The 25,480-nt window shown below is 37.7% G+C and carries 26 protein-coding genes; 17 read left to right on the forward strand and 9 right to left on the reverse strand.

Annotated features, from left to right (window positions below; genetic code table 11):
* The first annotated feature begins 268 nt into the window (after positions 1-268).
* Positions 269-1,486, forward strand: coding sequence for a hypothetical protein (locus C9J46_RS07530; protein WP_107290715.1), 1,218 nt, complete (start codon positions 269-271; stop codon positions 1,484-1,486).
* Positions 1,487-1,594: 108 nt separating this feature from the next.
* On the opposite strand, the gene C9J46_RS07535 is transcribed toward C9J46_RS07530, so the two are convergent.
* The 3 genes from C9J46_RS07535 to C9J46_RS07545 form a co-directional block, all read right to left on the reverse strand.
* Complete coding sequence (locus C9J46_RS07535) at positions 1,595-2,116, reverse strand: YbaK/EbsC family protein (RefSeq protein ID WP_233217719.1); 522 nt, start codon at positions 2,114-2,116, stop codon at positions 1,595-1,597.
* A gap of 159 nt (positions 2,117-2,275) precedes the next feature.
* On the reverse strand, positions 2,276-2,755 hold the full coding sequence (locus C9J46_RS07540; protein WP_107290717.1) for a methylated-DNA--[protein]-cysteine S-methyltransferase: 480 nt from the start codon (positions 2,753-2,755) through the stop codon (positions 2,276-2,278).
* Positions 2,756-2,911: 156 nt separating this feature from the next.
* Positions 2,912-3,832, reverse strand: coding sequence for a M14 family metallocarboxypeptidase (locus C9J46_RS07545; RefSeq protein ID WP_107207068.1), 921 nt, complete (start codon positions 3,830-3,832; stop codon positions 2,912-2,914).
* A gap of 315 nt (positions 3,833-4,147) precedes the next feature.
* Between C9J46_RS07545 and C9J46_RS07550 the strand changes: the two genes are divergently transcribed.
* The 3 genes from C9J46_RS07550 to C9J46_RS07560 all read left to right on the forward strand — a co-directional run bounded on the left by C9J46_RS07550 (position 4,148) and on the right by C9J46_RS07560 (position 7,186).
* Complete coding sequence (locus C9J46_RS07550) at positions 4,148-4,681, forward strand: Dps family protein (RefSeq protein ID WP_107207067.1); 534 nt, start codon at positions 4,148-4,150, stop codon at positions 4,679-4,681.
* 208 nt (positions 4,682-4,889) lie between these two features.
* On the forward strand, positions 4,890-6,578 hold the full coding sequence (locus C9J46_RS07555; RefSeq protein ID WP_107290718.1) for an asparagine synthase-related protein: 1,689 nt from the start codon (positions 4,890-4,892) through the stop codon (positions 6,576-6,578).
* 65 nt (positions 6,579-6,643) lie between these two features.
* Entirely contained in the window at positions 6,644-7,186 is a 543-nt protein-coding gene (locus tag C9J46_RS07560) for an NUDIX domain-containing protein (RefSeq protein WP_107207065.1), read from the forward strand.
* Positions 7,187-7,233: 47 nt separating this feature from the next.
* Here C9J46_RS07560 and C9J46_RS07565 read toward each other — a convergent pair whose 3' ends face one another.
* The gene (locus C9J46_RS07565; RefSeq protein WP_107207064.1) at positions 7,234-7,644 is read right to left on the reverse strand and encodes an META domain-containing protein; all 411 of its coding nucleotides are present in this window, start codon (positions 7,642-7,644) and stop codon (positions 7,234-7,236) included.
* Positions 7,645-7,920: 276 nt separating this feature from the next.
* On the opposite strand from C9J46_RS07565, the gene C9J46_RS07570 reads away from it, so the two are divergent.
* The 5 genes from C9J46_RS07570 to C9J46_RS07590 all read left to right on the forward strand — a co-directional run bounded on the left by C9J46_RS07570 (position 7,921) and on the right by C9J46_RS07590 (position 10,713).
* Complete coding sequence (locus C9J46_RS07570; protein WP_107290719.1) at positions 7,921-8,550, forward strand: fumarylacetoacetate hydrolase family protein; 630 nt, start codon at positions 7,921-7,923, stop codon at positions 8,548-8,550.
* Positions 8,551-8,646: 96 nt separating this feature from the next.
* Positions 8,647-8,862 carry a DUF3820 family protein gene (locus C9J46_RS07575; RefSeq protein ID WP_107207062.1) on the forward strand — a complete coding sequence of 72 codons (216 nt, stop codon included), beginning with the start codon at positions 8,647-8,649 and terminating at the stop codon, positions 8,860-8,862.
* 37 nt (positions 8,863-8,899) lie between these two features.
* Positions 8,900-9,421, forward strand: a complete 522-nt coding sequence (locus C9J46_RS07580) for a hypothetical protein (protein WP_107290720.1) — start codon at positions 8,900-8,902, stop codon at positions 9,419-9,421.
* Between the two features lie 31 nt (positions 9,422-9,452).
* Entirely contained in the window at positions 9,453-9,836 is a 384-nt protein-coding gene (locus C9J46_RS07585) for a VOC family protein (protein WP_107290721.1), read from the forward strand.
* Between the two features lie 88 nt (positions 9,837-9,924).
* The gene (locus C9J46_RS07590; RefSeq protein ID WP_107290722.1) at positions 9,925-10,713 is read left to right on the forward strand and encodes a ParA family protein; all 789 of its coding nucleotides are present in this window, start codon (positions 9,925-9,927) and stop codon (positions 10,711-10,713) included.
* A gap of 59 nt (positions 10,714-10,772) precedes the next feature.
* Here C9J46_RS07590 and C9J46_RS07595 read toward each other — a convergent pair whose 3' ends face one another.
* Entirely contained in the window at positions 10,773-11,618 is an 846-nt protein-coding gene (locus C9J46_RS07595; RefSeq protein WP_107259870.1) for a mechanosensitive ion channel family protein, read from the reverse strand.
* Between the two features lie 723 nt (positions 11,619-12,341).
* Here C9J46_RS07595 and C9J46_RS07600 point away from each other — a divergent pair.
* The 3 genes from C9J46_RS07600 (at position 12,342) to C9J46_RS07610 (ending at position 17,426) form a co-directional block, all read left to right on the forward strand.
* On the forward strand, positions 12,342-13,784 hold the full coding sequence (locus C9J46_RS07600) for a helicase HerA-like domain-containing protein (protein ID WP_107290723.1): 1,443 nt from the start codon (positions 12,342-12,344) through the stop codon (positions 13,782-13,784).
* A 149-nt stretch (positions 13,785-13,933) separates the two neighbouring features.
* The gene (locus C9J46_RS07605; RefSeq protein ID WP_107290724.1) at positions 13,934-14,482 is read left to right on the forward strand and encodes a rhodanese-like domain-containing protein; all 549 of its coding nucleotides are present in this window, start codon (positions 13,934-13,936) and stop codon (positions 14,480-14,482) included.
* A gap of 388 nt (positions 14,483-14,870) precedes the next feature.
* Positions 14,871-17,426 carry a glycosyl hydrolase family 18 protein gene (locus tag C9J46_RS07610; protein WP_107290725.1) on the forward strand — a complete coding sequence of 852 codons (2,556 nt, stop codon included), beginning with the start codon at positions 14,871-14,873 and terminating at the stop codon, positions 17,424-17,426.
* A 187-nt stretch (positions 17,427-17,613) separates the two neighbouring features.
* Here C9J46_RS07610 and C9J46_RS07615 read toward each other — a convergent pair whose 3' ends face one another.
* A complete protein-coding gene (locus tag C9J46_RS07615; protein WP_005364059.1) occupies positions 17,614-18,036 on the reverse strand; it encodes a DUF3010 family protein in 423 nt (140 codons plus the stop codon).
* 396 nt (positions 18,037-18,432) lie between these two features.
* Here C9J46_RS07615 and C9J46_RS07620 point away from each other — a divergent pair, with 396 nt between their 5' ends.
* Positions 18,433-21,219 carry a pitrilysin family protein gene (locus tag C9J46_RS07620; protein WP_158259609.1) on the forward strand — a complete coding sequence of 929 codons (2,787 nt, stop codon included), beginning with the start codon at positions 18,433-18,435 and terminating at the stop codon, positions 21,217-21,219.
* 203 nt (positions 21,220-21,422) lie between these two features.
* Complete coding sequence (locus C9J46_RS21645) at positions 21,423-21,560, forward strand: hypothetical protein (RefSeq protein ID WP_181316924.1); 138 nt, start codon at positions 21,423-21,425, stop codon at positions 21,558-21,560.
* 58 nt (positions 21,561-21,618) lie between these two features.
* Here C9J46_RS21645 and C9J46_RS07625 read toward each other — a convergent pair whose 3' ends face one another.
* A complete protein-coding gene (locus C9J46_RS07625; RefSeq protein WP_107290727.1) occupies positions 21,619-21,969 on the reverse strand; it encodes a hypothetical protein in 351 nt (116 codons plus the stop codon).
* 86 nt (positions 21,970-22,055) lie between these two features.
* On the reverse strand, positions 22,056-22,577 hold the full coding sequence (locus C9J46_RS07630; protein WP_107207053.1) for a M48 family metallopeptidase: 522 nt from the start codon (positions 22,575-22,577) through the stop codon (positions 22,056-22,058).
* Positions 22,578-22,707: 130 nt separating this feature from the next.
* Here C9J46_RS07630 and C9J46_RS07635 point away from each other — a divergent pair, with 130 nt between their 5' ends.
* The 3 genes from C9J46_RS07635 to C9J46_RS07645 all read left to right on the forward strand — a co-directional run bounded on the left by C9J46_RS07635 (position 22,708) and on the right by C9J46_RS07645 (position 24,584).
* The gene (locus C9J46_RS07635; RefSeq protein WP_107290728.1) at positions 22,708-23,160 is read left to right on the forward strand and encodes an isoprenylcysteine carboxylmethyltransferase family protein; all 453 of its coding nucleotides are present in this window, start codon (positions 22,708-22,710) and stop codon (positions 23,158-23,160) included.
* Positions 23,161-23,307: 147 nt separating this feature from the next.
* Positions 23,308-23,841: a molybdopterin adenylyltransferase gene (mog, locus tag C9J46_RS07640; protein ID WP_107290729.1), complete on the forward strand. Its 534-nt coding sequence runs from the start codon at positions 23,308-23,310 to the stop codon at positions 23,839-23,841.
* Positions 23,842-24,305: 464 nt separating this feature from the next.
* The gene (locus tag C9J46_RS07645) at positions 24,306-24,584 is read left to right on the forward strand and encodes a molybdenum cofactor biosynthesis protein (protein ID WP_107207051.1); all 279 of its coding nucleotides are present in this window, start codon (positions 24,306-24,308) and stop codon (positions 24,582-24,584) included.
* 71 nt (positions 24,585-24,655) lie between these two features.
* Here C9J46_RS07645 and C9J46_RS07650 read toward each other — a convergent pair whose 3' ends face one another.
* The gene (locus C9J46_RS07650; RefSeq protein WP_045152230.1) at positions 24,656-25,144 is read right to left on the reverse strand and encodes a CreA family protein; all 489 of its coding nucleotides are present in this window, start codon (positions 25,142-25,144) and stop codon (positions 24,656-24,658) included.
* Positions 25,145-25,480: the final 336 nt, after the last annotated feature.

Raw genomic sequence — 25,480 nt, forward strand, 5'->3', positions numbered from 1 at the left:
GAATGATTCAAGTAGTGAATATAAGCCACGAAGTAAATCCATTTAACACCTTCCATAGTCAAAAATTGGAAACAGTAATCTGTGCGACATGCATCTCTGTTGCTCTATTCCAGAATAGATTTATTCGCTTTTTAGTCAATATTTGTTAGCGGGAATATCTCCGATAGTGAAGCTTGATCACGATATTTGAAACTTTGCATTAGTGGTAATACTTATCAGTATTTTCCTTCCGCTACACTTAGAAAATAGTGAGATAAGGAGATGCGAAATGTGGTTGAGTTCGAACTGTAGATATCTGTCTTCTTTTCTTTTTATCGTGGCTTTTTCGCTATTACTTACCGCTTGTGATGATAATCACCAAGAGATAGAGCTACATGCGGAAGGGGACCCTGATCTCAGTAGGGTTACCGCACACTCTGCTACAACACCTAATCAGTATCTTGCGTGCGCCAAAAATTATCGAAATAGCTGTTTAGTCAGCCAATTCCCACCGATAGGGTTAACGTTCAACACTGCAGTGACATTGACGGATATTGAGCAACGAATCTTTGTTTCTCACCCTTGGATGGCCGAGCAATTTTTATCTGCTTTAGCGTTGCTTCCGTCTGACGTCTTGCCTTTATTTCGCTCCGTCAGTGCTATCGTCATTGCTGATGATATTCGTCCTTCTTTTTATAGTGCTAATACTGCAACCATTTATATTGATCCTCGTTATTTATGGCGCAACGAGCAGGAGTGGCTAACAATTATTGCTAAGCCGGACTTTCGTGATCAATTTCAGGTTAATGTACCGTTTTTGGCGGTAAGGCAAAGTGTCGATAGTGAGGGAAACTATGCGCCTTGGGTGAGCAATGAGTATGCAGAAAATAATACGATGCGTACTACTGATCAGTTATTACCCGCCTTATTTAGGCTATTGGTGCATGAATTGGCGCATGCGGTGGATGCGATTCCACCTGCTTCCCTAACATCACTCGATCCTCATCGGACTATTTATCAAAACATCAACTCGATGACCCCATTAAATCAGACTCTCTATGATCGGTTTCCACTGCAAGATGATCTTTTGTTTGATGCAGCCAATGTACTGTATGACGGTGTTACGCCAAGCTATGAGGTTAGTACACTCACTGCTTTACAAGTTGGTGCGCATTTTGAGGTAGAAGGTGCGAGTGATTTATATGGTTACAGTAACCGCAAAGAAGATATGGCAATGTTATTTCAGTCTTACATGATGTATGAGCACTTTGGCTTGCAGGATAGGTTTTTATTTCTTTCACAAAATGAGGGTATAGCACTGGGTTGTGGTCGTTATACCGTGGAATGGGGACAAACAGGGCGTATGTTTGATCCGTTAGTCTATGAGCGAATGGTGTTAGCGGCTGGAGCAATATTGCAGCGAGATCTCTCCGTTAGCTCTACCCCAGAGCGTAAAGCCATGCAGATCCCCACAGGAACATCTTGGTGTGAAATGATTGATGAATAGGTAGGAAATACGAACACTGTTGTATCTAACAGCATTCGCAAAGCATCATCATAAAACCCAATGTGATGATGTGCTTTATTATATCTAGTCAAATGAAGCATGATAGGGCTAGTCCCAATCCCAATAACTACTTTCATGCTGTTGAGTAAATAACATTCTGTAGCCACTAATTGTATGATGACTGATGTTGGTCATGACTTTTTTAAATTGCTCGGTGGTGAGGTGAATAAGATTTTCATGATCACCCGCTTCAAGGTAAATGTCGTTGATATCAAACAGTATGTCATCGACGATCATATCCAGATGATAGATCTGCCCTAGATTGGGGATCGCGCCGGGGCTACAGTCTTGGAATAGCGATGACAGTTCGTGTTCACCAACTAAATAGTACTTTTTACCCGTAATTTTACTCACCTTATCTAACATAACGCGACGATTTGCCGGTATTACAGCCATGAGGTAGTTGTGTTGTTGATCTTTTAAGATGACAGATTTAGCCACCTTCGTTGTGGGAACGTGTGCTGACATTGCGGAATTAAAGGATGAGTCGGTAGGACGATGGTGAGTTAGTTTAAGTTCAATATTATGGTGTGATAAATATTGTTCGACAGAGATTGCTGTGGCCATCATTGCCTCCTCATATCTTCGCCTTGGTTTATTTTAAAACGCCGATTCTCTTTTACTTATATGCTACTCATAAACGCGACATTTAACAGTAAGTATGGCAGGTATCTGCTGTTGTAGATGAGTTTATCAATAGAAAAATATAGTCAGAGTGGGTGCATTTTATTATTTAAACTGACTTTCTAGTGCGAGTAACTGTTGCTTAATATGATTTCCTCCCGCATATCCTCCTAAATTACCACTTTTAGTGATCACTCGGTGGCACGGTACAATAACGGATAAGGTATTTTTACCGTTAGCGCTACCGACAGCACGACACGCGTTTGGATTATCAATAGCATTTGCTAATTGTTGATAGTGCCATGTCTGACCATAGGGAATTGTCGTTAATGTTTGCCATAGACGTTCTTGAAATTGTGTGCCTTGAAACGATAACGGTACTGAAAATTGTTTTCTATCACCTGAAAAGTATTCAGCTAATTGTTCCTCACATTGCAGCAAGATAGCATGGTCTGGTTTGAGTATGGCGTGATGTAAAGAGGGGATAGTATGGCTTTCAAACCAAACAGAAAGTAGTGCATTATCGTTTGCCGTGAGAGTCATTTTCCCTAATGGGCTATCAATGTGTTTGAAAAAGATATCCATATCGGCTTGCCAAATTCGAGGTGAGTGATGGCTTTATTATGGGGAATATAAATCTGCAATTCAAACGTTGGTATTTAGATGTTAAAAATAACAAAACAAAAGATAGAAAACGCTAACCTTGCATATAAAATAACAAGGTTAGCTGAACATTATTTATTATTTAACGTGTTGCTTTAAATAGTCTAATGCACCTTTAATTGCGGCAACTTGCGCCATATTACATTCTTTTTCTGTCACGCGCGGGCTATCAGGATAGACTTCGGTCGTCGAGGTATACAACGCATCTGTTACGCTTGCACATAATCCTAATGCTTTTAATGGGTAGTTAATTACGCCTTCTTGGGTAATCGCTTCACCAATAATATTCCCGTTGTCATCAGGTGGCGCTATATGGGTAACGTGGCGTACTTCATCAATAATTGCAGTTTGGAAAGCATCTTGAGGGTTTTCAGTATCACCAACCACATAGAAGCCGTCAGGTACACTGTCTTCAATATATTCTTTACCGTCACGCGCTGCTAGTGCAGGACGAAACTCGGACTCGTCGGTATCTGTCGTTTCATGAAGATCAATATGCGCTAGAAATGATGTTTTTTGCTCTTGAACTAAGCGCATTAAAGCCGCTGATTCTTCTGCTGGGCTATTGGGGATGAATGAGCGGTTAGGATCAACAGCGTTAGGGTTCCAACGGTTGATGGTTTCATAGCCCCAAGGGCTCACACAAGGCGCAATCAGAATATTAAAATCATCACTGTAGTGTTTAGCTTCTAAAGCGGCAAATGCAAGTGCGCCGTGGACACCGCTCGTTTCATAACCGTGAATACCACCGGTAATTAAAATTGTTGGTTTATTGCTATCCCAATTACGCGATTTTATCGCAAAAAGAGGGTATTTATCAGGGGCATAAGACAGAGCACCATACTGAGTGACATCAAAATCATTTTTCAATGCATCAATTTTTGTCACAACTTGCTCAAGGTAAGAACGTTTAATGGTTGTCTGTGCTAACCATTGTGCTTTTTCGTCGCTTCCCCAAGCTTTACCTGCTTCACCAATGTGGTAGGTAGATGACTGCATTATTGCCTTCCTATTTTTATTTTTAAATTAAATAACTTTTTACATTATGCTTAAGTTTTTGGCAAATATGGTTTTATTTATAACAAATACTGTTGCTGTAGATATAAGGTAATTTTATATCGAAAAATATTAGATGAATATTATTTATTAAATTCAATCAGGAGCTTGCAGTAAATTAAATATTATTGATTTTTGATACAAGTAATTAAAGGCTCAATATTAAGTTGCAATAACAACCGACAAAAGAATATTGTCATACAAATTAAAGGGGATATAGTGAATTCGTTGTCACAAATAACATACTAGGAAAAGACGATGAGTACTATCTTGAATGAATCACAAATTGAAGATGCAAAATTACACCTTACTCGTCCTCTAGCCACACCTACAGATTTAAGTGTAGACGCGACTAAAGAGATCAGTGGTGCACTAACAGCGATCCTTGCTGATGTTTATGCAATTTATATGAAGACCAAAAACTTCCATTGGCATATGAGTGGTGCACATTTCCGTGATTATCACTTAATGCTTGATGAGCAAAGTGTTCAATTGTTTGCAATGACCGATGACATTGCTGAACGTGTGCGTAAAATTGGTGGAAAAACTTTACGTTCTATTGGTGAAATATCACGTATGCAGCGTATTTTAGACAATGATGCTGATTATGTTGAACCTGCAGATATGCTTGCTGAACTTTGTAGTGATAACAAACAATTAGCTGCAGAACTTCGTGCTGCGCATACTTTATGTGATGACTGTGGAGACTATTCATCAGTGAGTATGATTGATAACTGGATCGATCAAACCGAGCGTCGTGTTTGGTTCCTTTATGAATCATATCGTCATTGATAATGAATCTCTGTCTATTACGATAGAAAATGAAGCTTCTCTATAAAATTTAATAGAGAAGCTTTTTTATTATATTTGTAGCAAGATGCATTGATTAATAAAGAATAAAAAGAGAAGCATCATATAATAACGATGAAACAAAGCGTTATGTTTGAAAAAAGTTGGTTTATTTTTTGCAGATATTCATTCTTCACAGTGGGAGAGATGAATGAGTATTGTTGCAGGTGTGATTTCAGAAGCTTGGACTTCAGATTTATTGCTCATAAAAAAAGAGATCGCTCAACATTTATCGCGTAATCCAACCGATATAAGGCATGAGTATTTCGATAATCATTTGTATTTTTGCCGAGTCGCCATTGATTGTCATCGCGAATCGAGCTGGGCTGAAAATCATTTACGCTTTTCTATGGTTCTTGGACATACCTTAATGTCTTCTTCACTGACTCAAGACGTTAATACGCTTTTGCAGCAGAGCCTTTCGAATTTCCCACAATTATTGGCTAAGGCTCAAGGTACGTATTGCGTGCTAGATTATAATAAACAACGGCGTGCATTAACTATTTTTGCCGATAGTTTGGCAATACGTCCACTTTATTATATGAAATATAAAGGGAGCGTAATTTTTAGTTCCTGTTTACGTTTGTTCAATGAATTGAGTGTGACGTTAACGACCAACTTAGCAGGGGCGACTGAATATGCGGTAATCGGTTATTCACTTGGCAATAAAACCCACTATAACGAAGTGTACTCTATCCAACCGGGAGAAAAATTAACCTTAACAAGCACTTCACTTGTTAAAGAGCGGTACTTTCGATGGTCTGATATGCCGTTTAATTGTATTGATGATAGTGAGGGAACACTTCAGTTGGATCATGCCTTTAAGCAAGCGGTCGACCTAGCAATAGGTAATGATCTTCATGCGATCAGTACACTGTCGGGGGGGTTAGATTCTCGTGTTATTGTCGCTGAGTTGTTAAAGCGCGGAATAAAATTAGAATGCATGAACTTTTCCTATCAACGGTCGCAAGATGAGGTTTATGCCGAAGTTTTTGCACAATGCCATGATTTTCCACTGCATATTGTGAATGTCAGTGATACTCAAGAGCAGACTGTTGAGCAACGTCTAGGACATTATTGGCGTTCGACACAGTATCCATTTTATCTGCAAGTGGAGAGGCCTAGGCTAGTATGGTCGGGTAATGGTGGCAGTGTATGTATTGGTATGGTGTTTTGTGATGATCAGATTCTTGCCGCATGTGCCAGTGGCGATCCTTTTGCTGTGGCAAAAGCATATTTAAAACATCAGCATGCTTATATTCCTAAGCGAATGGTAAAACAAGGGGCGAAATTGCAGCAGCAGTTAGAGCTAAATATTGTTGAATGCTTATGTCAGTACTCACACTTACCATTAGATAAAGCGTTTCAACTCTTTTTATGGGAAAACGATCAACATCAACACATCGCTCCTGCACTAGAAGATATGGATAAATTTCGATTAGATTTTCACTTACCGTTTTACAGTAAAGCGATGCTGGAAGTGATGTTCGCGTTACCGGTATCTTCAGCGGTAAAACATCAACTCTATATGAAATGGCTTAATCAGTCATATTCAGAAGCGTTACTTACGCCGTGGCAAACCTACCCGGGACATTTACCTTGTCCGCTAAAAAATAATCTATTACCGCCGTTAAGCCAGTGGCAGTTAGCGTCGAATGTTAGAAATAAACTGGATTTACTGAAAATAGGTGTCAGCACCTTATTTGATGCAAAAGGTGAGTTTTATAATCGTCATTATCTAGGGGCTAATTGTATACTGACAGCATTAGGCTTACACCGTGGTGAATCAACATTGAATGTTGTTAAGCGTATGAATCAAGTCCTGAAATCCCCTCATTAGTAATCATAGGCAGAGTTAGCTAAAATACGCAGCCTAGTTATCGACAGTGATGAGTTCTGTGTTATATGCGATTTTTAAAACTATCTGTTCACCCTGATCTTGCCAATATTGACTTTAATACAACGGACTTAGCAATATTTCAACGCGATGCCGCAAGAGCCATTGTATTAAATGGTGAAGATATTTTGATGTTATACACAGAGCGTTATCATGATTACACCTTACCTGGTGGTGGCATTGATGCTGGAGAAGATAAAGTCGAAGGGTTGATCCGAGAATTACAAGAAGAAACTGGCGCAAGAAATATTCGAGATATTAAAGCGTTTGGTCAATATGACGAATATCGCCCGTGGTATAAGCCAGATCATGATGTGGTTTATATGAAATCATACTGTTACGTTTGTACTATTGATAAAGAGTTAGGCGCAACTCGCTTTGAAGATTACGAAATTAAAAATGGTATGAAGCCGGTATGGATCAATATTTTTGATGCGATAGCGCATAATGAAGAGACGATGAAACATTCTGAGAAAAAGGGGATGTCGATTGAGCGTGAAACCTTTTTATTGAAACTGATAGCAGAAGAGCTCATCACTGTTAATGCATAAAAAAACGGAGGCATTGAGCCTCCGTTGCATTGAAATCAATCGGTGAATTATTTTACTTTCTTAAATGTCACGGTGTGACGTTCAGAGCTGATAATCAATGTGTTCTGGTTCACTAGGTAATCTGATGGACCTGTTAGCATTCTTTTTACGAATCCATCAACAATAGCTTGTTCGTTTTGAATACACATTTTACGGGTTGACGCTAAATTTTTAGTCAGTAAATTCTGGCCAGTTAGTGTCAGCTTGCCTTTTAATGTATTACAGCCGTGGTAAGTGACCGTCAAATTATTATCAATCACTAATTCTGGCTTTTTAGGTAATGCATCTACAGGCTCTGAATGCCCATCAATCGCCATTACTTCCCATGTGCTTGGAAGCGCAGCAGCATCTTTAGGAGAAGAACTACAACCAGTTAATAGTGATGTCAGTAAAAGCGTACTTAATAAAATCTTTTTCATTATTTTTCTCATGTCGTACAGCAAGAAGGTGCGTTAGATACAGGTGTTGACGATGATAAAGAGCAACGGTCAATAGTCAGATGTGTCAAAAATAACGCAATATTATTCTGTGTCTTGCTTACAAAAGTCAGATGAACATTAAAACTTAACAAGCCATGAAGTGTGACAAATAACCGTAAAAATGTAAACGGCATCTGTTTTTTATTTTTATGTTTTTATTCATTCATAAATATATGAATAATAGACGTACTCATGATCATTAAGGATAATTATTTGATGCAGAAGATTACGCTAAGTTCACCCACTGGAGATAAGTATATAACACCATCAAAAGTGGTATGTGTTGGTCGAAATTACGTTGAGCATATCTATGAGTTAAATAATGAAATTCCTACGCAACTTGTCTTGTTTACGAAACCCAATTCTGCCATTTCTCAACAACTCAAAGCTAAGCATAGTAACGATTCCGTACATTATGAAGTTGAAATTTGTTTTATGTACCAACAAGGTCAGTTTATGGCTGCGGGAGTGGGAATAGATTTAACAAAGCGAGAATTGCAAGCGAGCTTAAAACAAAAGGGCCTACCGTGGGAACGAGCAAAAGCGTTTGATGGATCCGTGCTTTTTAGTGATTTCGTGCCACTTCCTAATATTGCTGAAACGGAATTTGAAGTGGTGTTTGAACAACAACAAGACGTTTTACAGCGAGGCGTTAGCTCTCAAATGATCACAAAACCTGCCGCTATTTTGCAGGAAATCCAATCATTCATGACATTAGAAGATGGTGATATTGTTATGACGGGGACACCAAAAGGTGTCGGCGAAGTGAATGCTGGTGGTCATTACATTGCAAGCCTGTATATTGATGGGCAAAGAGTGGTCGCCCAGTCATGGGATGCGGTATAGCGTGATAATCAACTGATTTTTAATTGACAAAAATTTCGCATATTTACAGCTAAGCATTGTTACAATACTTAGCTGTTTTTCTATGTGAAGAAAGTAATGTTTCAGCAAGAGCATGTGATTAAATTAGCAAATATGAAAATGCCGTTTGGTAAGTACGCCGGTCGAATCCTTATCGACTTACCTGAAGAGTATTTATTGTGGTTTCAGAAACAAGGATTTCCTGACGGTGAGTTAGGTATGCTGATGGCTTTGGCGCTTGATTTTAAAATTGAAGGTCTCGAAAGCGTGATTCGACCATTGCGCAAAGACTAAGCGTCGTTTTAATACAGGTAATAGAAAAGATTTTTAAATGAAAAAAGTATTCTCATCTATATTGCTGTTTTTGGGTGGATTGATATTGTCAGGTTGTGCCCAGCATTATGCGGCAATCAGTGATATTCCGTTTGCTGATGCTAACTTTAAACGTTGCGTCATTTTGCAAGGCAAAGTATATAGCGAACACATTACTGAGTTGAAATGTGACGGTTTACATATATCAAAAATTAAAGAATTAAGTAACTTTCCTAACTTACAACAGTTAGATTTATCACATAATCATTTAACCCAGCTTGATGTTAGTCATAATCCAAAATTAGCGCTACTTAGTGTTGAAAATAACCAGCTTAATAAATTGAATATTAAGCATAATAAAAAATTAAGAGTGCTTAATGTGAGTTTCAATCACTTAGTATCGCTTGACGTGAAAAAAAATAAAGAACTCACGTATTTAAATTATTCAGGAAATCATATTAAAGATGTGGATATTCAGAATAATCCACATTTATTAGCCCCTTATGAAAAAGCCTACATTACTAATGGCCCCTCTAATTAATCTCGTTAAAATCAGATAAGGAAAGCATTTTATGTTTAACGGAATGCATCATGTTGCGATCATATGCTCTGATTATCAGCGTTCTAAGTACTTCTATAGTCAAATATTAAAACTAGAGATCATTAATGAAACCTATAGAGCGCAACGTCAGTCGTACAAACTCGATCTACGTTTACCAGATAATAGCCAAATCGAACTGTTTTCTTTTCCTGATGCACCTCAAAGACCCAGTTATCCTGAGGCCCAAGGGCTACGTCATCTGGCGTTTTCAGTTGAAGATGTGGAATCTGTAGCAGCATATTTAGTTGAACATCATATTGAGGTAGAAGCGATCCGTATTGATGAATTAACGGGAAAGAAATTTACTTTTTTTAGCGATCCAGATGGATTACCACTTGAGTTATATCAATCTTAACGTTGAGAAGTGTGGGTTTTTAGCTAACAAAGATATGCATATAAGGGTATATTGTATTGGTTAATAATTAATCATTGGAAGGGATGTAATGCGCAGGATTATATTTAATCAGAAAGGTGGGGTGGGTAAATCAAGTATTACCGTAAATTTAGCAGCTATTAGTGCGGCGAAAGGGTACAAGACATTGGTGATAGATCTCGATGTACAAGGTAATTCAAGCCATTATTTAGGGTTCGATATTAATCAAAAAAGCGATAAAACCATTGCTGATTTACTTAATCAAACCGCTTCTTGGTTTTCAATGGCATCACCAACATTGGATTACCCCCAACCGACCGATTATGATAATTTATTTCTTATTCCATCGAGCCCCAAATTAGATAAATTAGAGCCAGAATTAGAACGCCGCTATAAGATTTATAAGTTACGTGAAACTTTAGATGAATTAGAAAAAGAGTATGAACATATTTATATTGATACCCCACCAAACCTAAATTTCTATACTAAGTCGGGATTAATTGCGGCGCATAACTTATTGATCCCATTTGATTGTGATAGTTTTTCACAACAGGCATTGATCAATTTAATGGACAATTTATCAGAGCTTCGAGACGATCATAATCGTGAGTTGTCATTAGAAGGTATTGTGGTCAATATGTTTAATGCTCAGGCAAATTTTCCCCGTCAAATTATTGAGAGTGTTAAAGAATTAGGCTTCCCAGTATTAGAGCCTTATCTACCTCAATCGATCAAAATGAAAGAATCACATTTTCAACAAATCCCGCTTATTCATTTCCAACCAAAGCATAAGTTAACTCAGCAATTTTCGCTATTACATCAACAATTAAGTGATGTTAAACAAGCTGTCAAAAGTTAGCCGTATTTTTTATTGCTTACAATTAAAAAGAGCGAGATTAATGCTCGCTCTTTTTCAGGTTAGTCATCTTTGTTGGGAAAATGCTTTTCGTATTCTTCCATAAAATCTTGTCGAATTTCTTGCTCTAAATGTGTCGCTTGCTCTGTTGGACAAAATAACATGAAGTGAACAATTTGTTCGCCTGTCGCACCACTACTGATATGGATGTGTGGCTCTGAGCCCGGTAAATCAACACCCGCATGTTTTTCTATCATGCTGTTATAGCGACGAGCGACGTCTATAAAATCTTCACAATGGTGCTCTATTTTTTTGACCATAGTTGGTAGTAAAGGGTAGAGGTTGAGGAAATTGGGTACGACGATAGAAAAGTTATGGTAAACATAACGCTTCATAAAATTGAGGTTTTTTACTGGGTAAGTGAAAAACATGCTATTGGGTAAGGTTGCTGTTTTCCCTGTGTAATGATATTGGCCATGATGAAGATCGATTTCTTGGATAACCGTTGCCATCATATTGTGTTCGATGACTTCGCCGCATAACTTGCCCACTTCAATCCAATCACCGATTCGAAACGAACGTGAGCTTGCGCGTTGAATTGATCCTGTAATACAAAGAATAATTTCTTTCGATGCGACAACAATGGCAACCGCGATCGCTGTGACAGATAATGCAAACTCATTAATTTCTGAGCGCCAAAGGATGAAGAGTAAAAGGATAAGAATAGAAAAGGTGCCATTTTTGGTTCTAGACATCCATTTTCGTTGTTCTTCTGAAAGAAAGAGTTCTTCCCCTCGAATTTTGGTCAAAACCAGACGACGGATCAGTGAAATAAACACAATGATCAGAGCACTTAGTAGTAATTTGTGTGCGATGAGGAAATTAATAACTTCCGTAACCTTATCCATCGTTATTCCTTTTTATTTCAATACATCAATAAAGAGTTATATCAAAAAAAACAGATGAATGTGTTAGAGAAATCAAAACTTTATAGAATTGGGTATAAGACAACTTGGTATTTGAAAATAGAGTACAGAGAAAAAGAGCGATAAGCTCCTTTAAAAATGTGATGAGATCTTATTTATTATCGCGTTTGTATCATTCAGTAAAAGAACGTTGGTAAGCGACGGCAATTTTTTGATGATTTAGTTGGGTGTTAATGGTGAGTGCAATATGAGGTTTTTGATGAAAACAGCCATTATCGAGGAGATAATTAGTGAAACTATCAAAAGTCCATGTTAACTGATTCTATTTAGAGCTTGATATTCATGTTAGTGTTTTCATTGGGTGTTTTTTATACGGAGGTGATGGTGAAAAAACAAGTATGGACACAGTTCAGAAGATAAAGCACAAGCATATAATGAGTTTGTAGTGTTTAGCTCAGTAACAGTCGTCTCTTTACTTGCTAGCATCGCAGGCTTAATAACATGATTGGTTGGTATCAGCTTACCCTTCTTGTCATTCCATTCATGTTCGTCATTATAGCTATGTTGTTTATGTTTAAACCTAAATTAATAGTTTCGATTTAACCTCAAAAGTAACGCTATGTTTATGATTATTTATCGTAATTTTAAGGACTTCAGTCTAAGTTTGATAAAGATAGAATCATAAAATGTAGAGAATCTCTGAGTATGAAAAGTGACATAATTCTTATCGGTAAGGGCGAAAAAAAAATTGGGATCCATCCTAAATATGCCAATCGTCATGGTTTTATTGCTGGAGCAACAGGTACAGGTAAAACGGTAACACTTCAATGTTTAGCTGAGGGTTTTTCATCCCTTGGTGTCCCCGTTTTTCTTGCTGACGTAAAAGGCGACTTATCAGGTATGGCGAAGGCTGGTACTGATAACGCAGTTGTTCAAAAACGTTGTCGTGAAATTGGCATTGATGATTTTCAATTTACTTCTTTTCCCGTTGAGTTCTGGGATTTGTTTGGGAAGGAAGGGGCAAAAATCCGCGCGACGTTAGAAGACATGGGACCGCTATTATTAAGTCGTTTGTTAGATTGTAATGATGTCCAAGAAGGGCTAATTAATTTAGCGTTTGAATATGCAGAACAAAACCAAATGCCGATGTTGGATTTGGATGATTTTTCTACCGCACTAAATTACTTAGGCGACAACTCAAAACAACTGGGTGGGATCTACGGACGTATCAGTAAGTCCTCTATTGCTGCTATTGAGCGGCGTTTATTGGGCTTTAAACGCCAAGGTGGTAGCGAGTTTTTTGGTGAGCCAGCATTGGATTACTATGATTTCATGAAAACAGCCGCAGATGGTCGAGGCATTATAAATATTCTGGATGCCAGTACCTTGATCCAATCACCAAAGTTGTACTCAACCTTCTTATTATGGTTGTTGTCTGAGCTTTATGAAAACCTACCGGAAGTCGGTGATCTCGATAAACCTAAATTTGTGTTCTTTTTCGATGAGGCTCATCTCCTGTTTGATGATGTACCGAAGGTCTTCTTAGATCAGATTGAGCAAGTGGTACGTTTGATCCGCTCTAAAGCGGTTGGGATCTATTTTGTAAGTCAAAATCCAACCGATATTCCAGATTCAGTATTAGGACAGCTGGGTAATCGCATTCAACATGCGTTACGTGCCTATACCCCAAAAGAGAGAAAAGCCGTAAAAGTTGCAGCTGAATCATTTAGGGATAACCCAAATTTAGATGTAGTTACCTTACTGGGTGAATTAGGCGTAGGTGAAGCACTAGTATCAGTATTAGAAGAGGGCGGTGTACCATCGGTAGTTGAACATGTCACTATTCGCCCTCCAGAGTCGCAAATTGGTCCTATTCGTGCTGATAAGCGCATTGAAATGCTAAACGCCAGTCAGTATTTTCTGCAATATAAAGTAGCAGTGAATCGTGAGTCAGCCCATGAGATATTAAATAAGCGCACAGAGCAGAAAAAGCAGCAAACACAAGAAGCTGAACATGATAAACAGGAACGTGCAAGTATTCGAAAACCTCGTCGCTCTCAGCGCCAAACATACACTGAATCGTTTATTAAAACCTTATTAAGGCAACTTGCGAATGCAATCGTAAGAGCGTTATTCAAGCGGCGTTAATTTGATGACTAAATCTCTTCTGTGTTATCGATAAAGAGATACGGTGTAAATCTTATATTGTTGTAGATAAATATGTTACTGAGCCCATGGCTTTTTTATAAGAAAAGCGTAAGGTCTTAAGCTTCTATTTTTAAAGGATAATAGTAGACGTGCATATTTTTACAGATAGAAAAAAAATCCTGATTGATACGCGAAGTTCTGATGAGTTCTTAGCGGGTCATGTTGAAGGTAGTGTATTTGTTGGATTTGGCGGGAAACAATTTAAATGGTGGCTTGAATTAATGCTACCGGATAAAAACATTCAATTAGACGTTATTGCTTCACCTAATAATCAAGACCAAGTAAAAGAAACATTGCAATCACTAGGTTATACCCATATCCGTTTTCAAGCGCTTGAGGGGACACTGTCTCAGGTTGAACATATATCTGCTGAAACGTTAGTAACGAAGGCATCAGATCTAAATATTTTAGATGTGCGTGAACAAGATGAAATAGCAAAAGGTGCGCTACCTAATGCTGAGGCATTACCGTTATCCGATATTGTGCAAGGCAAACTGCCTTCAGAGAAAGATAACTTTGTTGTCCATTGTGCGGGTGGATACCGTTCTTTGATTGCTATCTCATTGCTTAAATTACTACGACAATGCCATTTTATTCAAATTGATGGCGGATTCTCTGCAATTAAACGCCATATATAACTGTTTTATATAAAATTAAGTCATTGATAAATAATGTTTATTGATATTATTTTTTATAAAAGTTATCGATGGCTTTGTTTTTCTCCTTCTAAAAAAAACTTTTTTTGGCCTAAAAATAGCTTTTCGAGGGGGATTTTTAATACGGTTAAATGTTATCAAAATGTTGTTGATTGTTTGCCTCTTGTTGCAAAATCCATGAAATCTAGAAATTCTTGTACGAATATTTGTGCAAAAGAATTGATCCCTGACTTATTTTTTTTGAAAAATAGCCAGTCTCTGAAATGCTGAATACATGTTTCTACTAATAAAAAAAGTCATACCCTGTACCAGACGTAGAAGCATTATATGCTTAATGTTGAGTATAAATTCAAGGATTGAGAGATAGATTATGATTCGATTTAACCTTTGTGCAGCAGGAATATCCCTTGCACTGTCAGGCGCTGCTTTCGCGGCCCCTACGGCACCAAGCATTGATCTGTATGGTTCTAACAACCTTCAGTTCTCTAAAATTGAGCTAGCGATGGAAACAACATCTGGCTATAACGACATGGTTAAATACCATGACAAAGCTAAGATTAATGTGAAATTTAACCAATGGAGTGGTAAATCAGGCGATACTTACAACATCTATTTTGATGGTGAAAAGGTCGCATCTGGTCCAATCAAAGGTAGTCAAACCACCGCTTCTTTTGAGTACGAGCAAGGCGGCTTGTACCAAATGGAAATCGAAGCCTGTGACGAAACAGGATGTGCGAAAAGTGCGCCAGCACAAATCACCATTGCAGATACAGATGGTTCACACTTACCTCCTCTAGCAATGAATGTTGATCCAAACAACAAATCATTTGATACCGACCCAAGCGTTGTTATGGGGACGTATTTCGTTGAGTGGGGTATCTATGGCCGTGAATATACAGTAGATAACATTCCTGCAGACAACTTGACCCATATTCTTTATGGCTTCATCCCAATTTGTGGTCCAAACGAGTCTGTGAAATCGGTAGGTGGTAATAGCTTCAACGCACTACAAACTGCGTGTAAAGGTGTTAATGATTACGAAGTTGTTATCCATGACCCATGGGCTGCATTCCAAAAGAGCTTTAAGCAAGCAGGTCATGAATATAGCACACCTATCAAGGGTAACTACGCAATGCTAATGGCATTGAAACAGCGTAACCCTGATCTGAAAATTATCCCATCAATCGGTGGCTGGACATTGTCTGACCCATTCTTTGATTTTGTAGATAAAGCAAACCGTGACACATTCGTTGCCTCTGTTGAGAAATTCCTAAAAACATGGAAATTCTATGATGGTGTAGATATTGACTGGGAATTCCCTGGTGGCGGCGGCCAAGCAGCAGATCGTGGTGATGTAGTAAAAGATGGTCCTGCTTACATTGCGTTAATGCGTGAACTGCGTGCGATGCTTGATAAGCTAGAAGCTGATACAGGTCGTACTTATGAGCTAACATCAGCAATCGGTGTTGGTTACGATAAAATTGAAGACGTTGATTATGGCGAAGCTATCCAATACATGGATTACATCTTCGCAATGACATACGACTTCTACGGCGGTTGGAACAACGTTCCTGGTCACCAAACAGCACTTTACTGTGGTAACTTCATGCGTCCTGGTCAGTGTGACGGTACTGGTCTAGATGAAAATGGCGAACCGTACAAAGGACCTGCATACACCTCTGATATTGGTATTCAGTTACTGCTCGATCAGGGCGTTCCTGCTAATAAACTGGTTCTTGGTGCTGCAATGTATGGTCGTGGTTGGACGGGTGTAACACCTGATACGCTAACAGATCCAACAGATCCAATGACAGGTACAGGTACTGGCAAACTGACGGGCAGCAAAGCTCAAGGTGTTTGGGAAGACGGCGTTATTGATTACAAAGGCATTAAATCATACATGCTTGGTGCTAACAGCCAAGGTATCAATGGCTTTGAATATGGTTACGATGAGCAAGCAGAAGCACCGTATGTGTGGAATCGTTCAACAGGTGACTTGATCACATTTGATGATGAGCGTTCTGTTAAAGCTAAAGGTAACTACGTTAAATCACTTGGCCTTGCTGGTTTATTCTCATGGGAAATTGATGCGGATAACGGTGATATCCTAAATGCAATGCATGAAGGTGTATCGGGCGCGGTGATTGATAAGCCAAACAAGGCACCAACAGCAGCAGCTGGCGTGGATCAAACGGTTTCAGGTCCTGCATCTGTAACACTTGATGGTTCAAGCTCGAAAGACTCAGATGGTAGCATTGCTAGTTATGCTTGGGAGCAAGTATCAGGTACAGCGGTAGCATTAACTGGTGCTGATTCTGCTACAGCAAGTTTTGTCGCTGCAGAAGTGGTAGAAGCTGAGCAATTAACGTTCAAACTAACAGTAACAGATAACAAAGGTGCATCGTCATCAGATACTGTTGTTGTCACTGTAACCCCTAAAGATGTTGTCGTACCACCAACAAACACGGCACCAGTTGCAAGTGTAACTGCACCACAAACAGCAAACGCTGGCGATGTAGTTGTTGTTGATGCATCAGCTTCTTCTGATGCAGATGCGGGTGATACGCTAACATTTGATTGGACATTACCAGCTGGTGTTAATGCAACAGTTAATGGTTCACAAGTACTATTTACTGCGGCTGAGTACTCGCAAGACACTAACGTAGTCTTTACTGTAACGGTATCTGATGGTGAAGCAAGCTCAAGCGCTTCAGCGACAGTTGTTGTTGCTAAACATACAACGGTAGAGCCACCTGTTGATACATGTGATAACGCATGGGACGCAGCAACAGTTTACACTGGCGGTGACCAAGCGACTAAAGATGGTAAGGTTTGGGAAGCTAAGTGGTGGACACGTGGCGAAGACCCTGCGAAATCTGGTCAATGGGGTGTATGGAAAGAAGTTGGCGTAGCTAACTGTCAATAAGCGTAAAATTAATGAGCTGGTAATAGTGCAGCAATAATCTACTCATCAGCCATTACAACATGCTTTAAGTAATTATCCCCTGAGACATTTAGTGTCTCAGGGGATTTTTTATTATGCGGATAAAAAAGGCGCTAAGCATTAAGCAAAGCGCCTTTAAGATATTGATTACATTATGTTAGTTAATGTATTAACGGCTAAGAAATGCGTAGCCTGTTGTAAATGCAGCTTCTTGGAATTGACGTAAACCGGTATCACGGAAATCAATCGCCATTGGATTACGCTTTAGCTTTTGCTTTATGTCAGCATTGGTCATGAAGTTAACATCAACATCTGGAATAAGCTGGATAGCTGATTCTAATTTAAAGCCTACTGCGCTACCTGCAAACTTACCACGCGTTTCACGGTTACGGATTACAACTTTATCTACTTGGTAATCATCCAGTAGTTTTTTAAATGCGAATTGGAAATCACGCATTTGTTGGTTATCTAGAGAATCTTCCATGATGAACTTTTGTGTACGACATTGTGGAATATCGAACATGCCATTTTGAAGTGAAAGAAGGCAAATAACCGCTTCGTTACTACGTAGCTCAACAGCACAAATTTTCATGTTAACACCTGAATCTGAATATTTTGGCGCTTATTGTAGGCGAAAAAGTGATTTGCTGTTAGTACCTATTACATTTTTATCGTTCTTTGAGTTAGAGGCGCCTAATGAGTGAGTCTTCGTAAAGGACAATGAAAGAGAGGGGAAATGAATAAGATATGTAAACGCATTTTTTCGTAATGGTATAGCGTTGCATTATTTTATGATGAACTACATCGTAAAAATCAAATCATTTTAAGATTGTTAAAAAGTAATATGAATAATTACTACTAAGTATTTTGCGTGGTAGTAGTGACAATGTTTCTTAACTTTTTAAGGGTAATATCGGTTTTTTTTTGTAGAAAGAATGGCTCTGATACAGCAAAGCTAGATTTAGCTATCAATGTTTTAGTGCGTTGTATGAAACAACCAATCATGCATTTAGGGCTATTATTGTTAACCATGGTTGTTTCGGTTAACGCAAGAGCTGATAGTGATCATTTATTATTACCTCAAGATCCGGCTTGGATCACTGGAAAGCTTGTTACAGGTTTTACATATCACATATTGCCAGTTGATGAGCAAAGCGATCGAATACAGTTATACCTTCGCGTTAAAGCGGGCTCTGTACAAGAAACGGATCAGCAAAAAGGTTATGCTCATTTGCTTGAGCATATGGCATTTAATGGCACAAAACATTTTCCTAAAAACGAAATTATCAGGCTTTTTGAGCAAGCTGGATTAGAGTTTGGCCGTGATCTAAATGCTTTTACAAGTTTTGAAAATACTGTCTATCAACTAAGCATTCCTGAGGGTAATGAGCAATTATTAAAAAAAGTTTTACAATATTTAGCTGATATTAGTTATCAAATAAATTTGGAACAAGATGAAATAGCGAAAGAGATAGGTGTTGTCCAAGGTGAAATTTATGCTCGTGCCAATTTAATTGATAATCCTTATATTGCTTATATGGAGAATTTTGGTGAGGGAACTAAATATCAATATCAGAAAATAACAGGTACAGTTAATACTATAAAGAAAGCTACACATAAAGGTCTTAAGGCTTACTATGATAGTTGGTATCACCCTACTAATATGGAGCTTTTAATTGTAGGAAATGTAAAAGAGAAGACCACAGTTAAAATTATAAAAGAACAGTTCTCTGATTTTAAAGGGTATCGTCAATTAGAGTTGAAACAACCACCGCATTTACCAACCTTTAAGCAAACGCCTTTTACCGTTTTTAGCTCACAGATAAAAGAAGAAACGTCATCGCTTGTATTTAATTTGTCAGATTATCAATATAAAACGTATCAAGATGATTATCATAATAGATTAGTTAACTTTTTGAATCAATTGATTAATCATCGTTTAACGCGAAGTAATGAGTTGTTAAAAACACCTTATAAATATGCATATTCTTATCTTGGGACACCGAATGATGCCGGTAATAAGTGGGTTTACTCATTAGGTGTTGGTCATGATAATTTTTATAAGAATAGAAGCGGAGCAATAAAATTTTTAGCAACTGAAGTGGCTAGATTACATCAATATGGTTTCACCAATGAAGAGTTTGAGCTACAAAAAAATTTATTATCAGCACAGATAATAAAATCAAATGTTGATTATAAAAATCAGAAATCAGTTGATATTATAAACAGAGCGTTAGATTCATTAATACATAATAAAGTGAATGTTTCTCCATCGTTAGATAACACTTTAGCGAAAAAATTTTTAGCTGAAATACGTTTAGATGAAATTAATAATTTTACGTCTGAAGTATTAGTTAAGCCACAATTTAGCGCGTTTTATACAAAAGGGGCAGGGGCTCCAGATACAGATAAGATTATTGCTGATATTCAGCAGATTCTTTTGACTAAGCAGAGTCTACCTAATGGTAGTTTGGTCACAGAGAGTAAAGCATTAATCGTCAATTTACCTTCCTTAGGTAAAATTGTTAAAAGTAGTGATCATCCTAAATATAATATGCAAGAATTACATTTAGACAATGGCGTCGCGGTTTTATTACAGCCTGATGCCAGTGCTGATGGAAAAGTGTATTTAGAATTTTCAGCGCCAGGTGGTATTACAATACTTGATCCTAAATATAGAGCTGCTGCTGTTGCGTTAACCGATATATATCTTAACAGTGGTTTGTCAGGTATGACGAATCAGCAAACGACACAGTTGTTTCAACTCAATAATACTCAGCTAATTCCTTATATTAGCAATACTACACAAGGCTTCACGATAGAAACGGTGGCAGACAATTTAGATTTTGCGATGTCGAGTATTTATGCTGCTATGTTAAACGGAGAAATTGATGACACTGTGTTTCATCATGTTAAGCAATCTATGATTCAATGGACCAGAAATAATGATCCTAACTTTGAGTCGGTCACGAAAGGTGACTTGTTTTCACATAATCCTTATGAAGGTAAGTTATCACTTAAACAGTTATATGATCTTGATAAAGACAAAGTCAAAACTGTATATAAGCGGTTATTTGGTCATGCGAATGGGTATAAACTCACTGTAATTGGTGATTTTGAACCGTTAAAAGCGAAAGCCTTAATAGAAAAATATATAGGTAGCTTACCAAAAGGTAAAAAGCACCAATATACAACGAAAAAACAACCCGTTTTAAATAAGAAGGTACGTTTAAAAAGAGGTATTAATAAATTAGATCGTGCAGATTTAGTGTTTAATTTTATTTTTGAGGCAACAGAACCGAATATTAAAGATATATATGCATCGGATCTTATCTCTCGAATCTTACAAAGAAAAATGCTTACCTATGTTAGAGAAGAACTCTCGCTGACCTATTCACCTAACGCTTGGTGTGGCTCTGCAACACCTGGAAGTAATTATGCACGATGTCAGATAAACGTGGTAACTGATAAAAAAGATGCAAAAAAAGGTATTGAGGCGGTGGAGTATGCATTAGCTGATCTTTATAAAACAGGAGTACCGCAATTTGAGTTGGATGAGCATAAAAAAGCGTTAGTTTTAGCGATGCTTGATAATGATAAGTTGCCGAAAGATCGGGCTTGGTTTGTTCATCGAGATTTTATCAATGGCTTTCCTATCGGTGCAGTTCTAGAGCCACAAACTGTGGTTGATGAAATTGATAAGGCTTATATTGACTCATTGATTAACCACTATTTAAAAAATGCGGGGCAGGTCACTTTAACTGTTTTACCTTAGCGTTTTTCAGTGATAAAGCTTTTTAAATTAAATAAGGATAATAAAACTAGAAAACTGTTCCATATTTCTATATTCATGACGTTTTAGTCAGTGTAATTGCATCGATAATGGTGAAATAGGGAAGGGGAAAATCGCATTTGTTCTGTTTTTAGTTACGGTTATTTTTAGCAAACTGAGTACAGTTTCTAGAGAGGAGAACCGTTATGACTATAACGAATGTGATGTCGCAATTTTACCTTCAACGTCTTAATGATACTGAAAATAACGAAGAATATGATGCCATAATCAAAATGCTTACGTTATGTAACTGGGTGCCTCGTGTTCAAGATGAAGAAGAATAAGTGTGTAGCTAGAAACCGCCAATAAAAGAACGTTATTGGCGGTGTAAATTCTTTCGTATTAGCTACGTTTTGCAGGTGTGTACGAACGACCTGCAGCTTGATACGTTTCTTTATCGTTAATTTCAAAGGTCGTGTAGAAGAACCATGCAATGAAGCGCATCAGCTCATCATTAGCATTCATTACCCACTCGGCAAACTCTTCTTCTTCGCCTTGATCGTTTTCTTGAGTGAAAACGTGGTAAATACGCTGTTGCCCGTCGATTTCAGCAAGACTAAAGTGACCAATCATTGCTGCTGCTGTTTCTGAAATTTCAGGCTCATCGTTGTCTTTTAAGGCATTTAGGATCGCTGAAACGCTATCGAGTGCTGCCAATTCTTTTACTAAAATCTCAAATTCTTCTTGTTGCATGCTTAATATCTCTGTGACGTTTTACGTTATTGTAATCGTAATTAAATCGACGACCTAATTTTTCCATAGAAAGAGGAGTACTGGCCTTAATCGTTTTTCGGTTGAGAATAAATTGGGCCTAATAGTTCGAGTTGGGTCAGGTACATACGCATATCGAACTCCAATTGGTGATAGCGAGGTTCCATATGGCAACATAATGCGTAGAACGCTTTATTGTGTTCTTTCTCTCGCAAGTGTGCCAATTCATGAACCACAATCATACGCAGGAATTCAAGTGGCGCTGATTTAAAGACGGAGGCAATACGGATTTCATGTTTGGCTTTTAGCTTGCTTCCATGGACGCGCGATATGAAGGTATGTAGACCTAGTGCATGATTAATAACGTTGATCTTATTATCGTAAGCCACTTTACTGATAGGCGCTGATTTTTTTAGATAGGCATTTTTAAGTTCAACGACATAATCATACAGTGCTTTTTCTGTTTTGATGTTATGTGGCGTCGGGTAGCGCTTTAAGAGCAGAGTCTTTAGCGTATCATTATCGATAAGCTGTTGTACTTGCTCAGTAAGATGAGTTGGGTAACCCTGTAGATATTTTAGTGGCTGCATAACGTGACAAAATAGATAAAACGGTCATGCTATAAGTTGATCGCATTTGAGGCAAATAAAATATCTACTGGATATAATTATATCTATAATATCAAAGTGATATCTTAATCTGTTTTAGAAGGCTCTTTGTATGTCGTTGCGTGTCCCACCTCCAATATTATTGTTATTATCCGTGTTAGCCATGTACTTACTTTCTCGCTTTTATCCGATTCTAACCATTGACTTTAGTGGTAAGAGTTTTCTGGTTTCGGTGTTGTGTTTTATTGGCGCTATCCCAGGATTTACAGCGATAATTGCGTTTGCAAAGGCCAATACAACAATTGATCCCCGCCATCCACAGAAAACATCACGGTTGGTGACGACCGGTATTTATCGCTTTACGCGGAATCCAATGTATATAGGGTTAGTCTTTTTCCTATTAGCTGCTGCTTTTTATTTTTCCGCGCTGAGTTGCTTTGTGATCGTACCTGTTTTTATATGGGTGATGAATAATTTTCAAATAGAGCCCGAAGAAGAGGTATTACTCGCTATGTTTGGTGATGAATATTTGCAATATTGCAGAAATGTTCGTCGTTGGTGTTAATGCGTCATACGATATTAATTGATAATAGAGAGTGTAAGGAAAATAACGGTTTACCTCGACGTCATTTTCTTTACACTTGCGAGCACGTGAGTTTATTACTTAAAAGATTAAGTAATAAAGAGACAAAAGAAAACTGAGGGAAAACGAATGAGCAAAGCGAAAATTGGTATTGTTACGGTAAGTGATCGCGCAAGTGCTGGCATTTATGAAGACATTTCAGGCCAAGCGATTATCGATACGCTAAATGATTATTTAACCTCAGAGTGGGAGCCTGTTTATAAGGTGATCCCTGATGAGCAAAATGTGATTGAAGCAACACTTATTACAATGGCAGATGAAGAAAATTGCAGCCTTATTGTTACGACAGGCGGCACTGGCCCTGCTAAGCGTGACGTGACACCTGAAGCGACTGAAGCGGTTTGCGATCGTATGATGCCAGGTTTTGGTGAATTGATGCGTGCTGAATCACTTAAGTTTGTACCCACTGCGATATTGTCTCGCCAAACTGCGGGTTTACGTGGCGATAGCTTAATTGTTAATTTACCAGGTAAGCCTAAATCGATTCGCGAATGCTTAGATGCTGTTTTTCCTGCAATTCCATACTGTATTGATTTAATGGATGGTCCATTCTTAGAATGTGATGATGCGGTGATAAAGCCTTTTAGACCAAAACAGAAGTAATATAGCGCTATAAATAAAAAAGTAACCTTATGGTTACTTTTTTATTTAGCTAGAGTAAAAAGGCAGTGTGTATATATACAGCATTATGAGTTCCATATCTTTTCTTGTTATTTTTTTGTAAATGAAATTAGTACTTTCTCACGAAATTAAGCCTAATATAAATATGAATTCCAAAATTATTTATTCATATTTTCAAAACTGAAATTCAAAAAAAACACGTAAAAAATAAAATCATTTAAAAACATATGGTTAGTTATTTTTGTTTTTTAAATATATACTTAAACTTATATTTGGTGCCTTTTTGAACAGTATTTGACTTTATATTAATCATTTGTTTTTCAATTGCTATTATAATATTCTATGCGACCAAAGAGGAACATCTCTGATATTTATTACACATACTGTGTATTTATCCATTATATAAATACACAGTATGTTTTATGGTTTTTAAAGTAGGCTAGAATATGGATGTTAAACAAAGCTGGGGTTTTATTTCAATTTCAATTGGCGTTGTATCGCTATTATGGGCAAGTATTTCTTTAAGTGGTATGGTCGGACAAGAGCACGTACTAATGGAAATGGGTGCATATATTCATGCGAGCAGTACTGATTTGCCTAATGCAAATTATGCAGAAAAAGTTTTAGCCGCTGAGCGTCATAAAAACTTTGTGGTGTTATTAACGGGCCTTGTCATGGCATTGATCGGCTCGATCATGGTTAAAGGTCGATTTAACAAGTTTTAAATTACTTTTTCTTATCAGGATACCGCAACCATGTATGTTAAAAGTACATGGTTGCGGTGTATAAACCGATATTACTGCGCAGATTGTGGTGTTACGTCTTTGGGTACGTAAGCTTTCGTTCCCCAAAGAGGCACAGTTGATAAGCTATGCTTGTAACTGCCTGATGTTTCTTTTGTTGAGTATGATAAATACATCAATGTTTCAGAAGCAGGATCATAAATACGACGAATTTTCATTGTTTTAAAGAAAATACTTTTCGACTTTTTAAATACCACTTCACCCGATTTCGATTTGTCTATTTTTGCAATCATATCAGGTGTAATTTCACCTGTTTGACGACATGAAATCGATGAATCGGATGGATCTGCAAGGCTTAAATCTGCCTCAATACTTGCTATATGACAGGTAACACCGGGCACTAATGGGTCAACTAAAGTATTTAATTTAATATCTTTGGTGGTAAATACCCCTAGTGATACATCGCCAACTTCATTATCTGAACAACCACTTGTTAATAGCGCTGATGCTACCAATCCTGCCACCATTATGGCTTTTTTCATTACTCTCTCCTTAGTCTATTCGCCGTAATCGATTTGTTTTTATTTACGGTAGATCGAATATATAGCTTTATACGTGAAAAATGTCTTATTTTCACTAAACGTTTGATATTTAAACCACATATTAAGGTTTTGCTATTTTTAGGACAAAAAAAACCGAGATACGGCTTGAGTAACTCGGATAAGTGGCGCTACAAGGCTCCAAATCAAAAATGTTTTGTTAGAGGAAATGCATGAAAATCGAACAATATTGGTCATCGTTGATAGTTGTACGAAAAAAAAATAAGAAAAGTTTAAATTTATTTTTATTTGTTTATCTATATGTTTATTAAAGGTTTT

This window comes from Photobacterium sp. GB-36, assembly GCF_003026135.1.
In the GTDB taxonomy this organism is placed as follows: Bacteria; Pseudomonadota; Gammaproteobacteria; order Enterobacterales; family Vibrionaceae; genus Photobacterium.

Excerpts from the sequence above, each read along its gene's own strand:
- C9J46_RS07530 (WP_107290715.1), top strand. The coding sequence starts at position 269 with ATGTGGTTGAGTTCGAACTGTAGATATCTGTCTTCTTTTCTTTTTATC.
- C9J46_RS07535 (WP_233217719.1), bottom strand. The coding sequence starts at position 2,116 with ATGATGGCCACAGCAATCTCTGTCGAACAATATTTATCACACCATAAT.
- C9J46_RS07540 (WP_107290717.1), bottom strand. The coding sequence starts at position 2,755 with ATGGATATCTTTTTCAAACACATTGATAGCCCATTAGGGAAAATGACT.
- C9J46_RS07545 (WP_107207068.1), bottom strand. The coding sequence starts at position 3,832 with ATGCAGTCATCTACCTACCACATTGGTGAAGCAGGTAAAGCTTGGGGA.
- C9J46_RS07550 (WP_107207067.1), top strand. The coding sequence starts at position 4,148 with ATGAGTACTATCTTGAATGAATCACAAATTGAAGATGCAAAATTACAC.
- C9J46_RS07555 (WP_107290718.1), top strand. The coding sequence starts at position 4,890 with ATGAGTATTGTTGCAGGTGTGATTTCAGAAGCTTGGACTTCAGATTTA.
- C9J46_RS07560 (WP_107207065.1), top strand. The coding sequence starts at position 6,644 with ATGCGATTTTTAAAACTATCTGTTCACCCTGATCTTGCCAATATTGAC.
- C9J46_RS07565 (WP_107207064.1), bottom strand. The coding sequence starts at position 7,644 with ATGAAAAAGATTTTATTAAGTACGCTTTTACTGACATCACTATTAACT.
- C9J46_RS07570 (WP_107290719.1), top strand. The coding sequence starts at position 7,921 with ATGCAGAAGATTACGCTAAGTTCACCCACTGGAGATAAGTATATAACA.
- C9J46_RS07575 (WP_107207062.1), top strand. The coding sequence starts at position 8,647 with ATGTTTCAGCAAGAGCATGTGATTAAATTAGCAAATATGAAAATGCCG.
- C9J46_RS07580 (WP_107290720.1), top strand. The coding sequence starts at position 8,900 with ATGAAAAAAGTATTCTCATCTATATTGCTGTTTTTGGGTGGATTGATA.
- C9J46_RS07585 (WP_107290721.1), top strand. The coding sequence starts at position 9,453 with ATGTTTAACGGAATGCATCATGTTGCGATCATATGCTCTGATTATCAG.
- C9J46_RS07590 (WP_107290722.1), top strand. The coding sequence starts at position 9,925 with ATGCGCAGGATTATATTTAATCAGAAAGGTGGGGTGGGTAAATCAAGT.
- C9J46_RS07595 (WP_107259870.1), bottom strand. The coding sequence starts at position 11,618 with ATGGATAAGGTTACGGAAGTTATTAATTTCCTCATCGCACACAAATTA.
- C9J46_RS07600 (WP_107290723.1), top strand. The coding sequence starts at position 12,342 with ATGAAAAGTGACATAATTCTTATCGGTAAGGGCGAAAAAAAAATTGGG.
- C9J46_RS07610 (WP_107290725.1), top strand. The coding sequence starts at position 14,871 with ATGATTCGATTTAACCTTTGTGCAGCAGGAATATCCCTTGCACTGTCA.
- C9J46_RS07615 (WP_005364059.1), bottom strand. The coding sequence starts at position 18,036 with ATGAAAATTTGTGCTGTTGAGCTACGTAGTAACGAAGCGGTTATTTGC.
- C9J46_RS07620 (WP_158259609.1), top strand. The coding sequence starts at position 18,433 with ATGAAACAACCAATCATGCATTTAGGGCTATTATTGTTAACCATGGTT.
- C9J46_RS21645 (WP_181316924.1), top strand. The coding sequence starts at position 21,423 with ATGACTATAACGAATGTGATGTCGCAATTTTACCTTCAACGTCTTAAT.
- C9J46_RS07625 (WP_107290727.1), bottom strand. The coding sequence starts at position 21,969 with ATGCAACAAGAAGAATTTGAGATTTTAGTAAAAGAATTGGCAGCACTC.
- C9J46_RS07630 (WP_107207053.1), bottom strand. The coding sequence starts at position 22,577 with ATGCAGCCACTAAAATATCTACAGGGTTACCCAACTCATCTTACTGAG.
- C9J46_RS07635 (WP_107290728.1), top strand. The coding sequence starts at position 22,708 with ATGTCGTTGCGTGTCCCACCTCCAATATTATTGTTATTATCCGTGTTA.
- mog (WP_107290729.1), top strand. The coding sequence starts at position 23,308 with ATGAGCAAAGCGAAAATTGGTATTGTTACGGTAAGTGATCGCGCAAGT.
- C9J46_RS07645 (WP_107207051.1), top strand. The coding sequence starts at position 24,306 with ATGGATGTTAAACAAAGCTGGGGTTTTATTTCAATTTCAATTGGCGTT.
- C9J46_RS07650 (WP_045152230.1), bottom strand. The coding sequence starts at position 25,144 with ATGAAAAAAGCCATAATGGTGGCAGGATTGGTAGCATCAGCGCTATTA.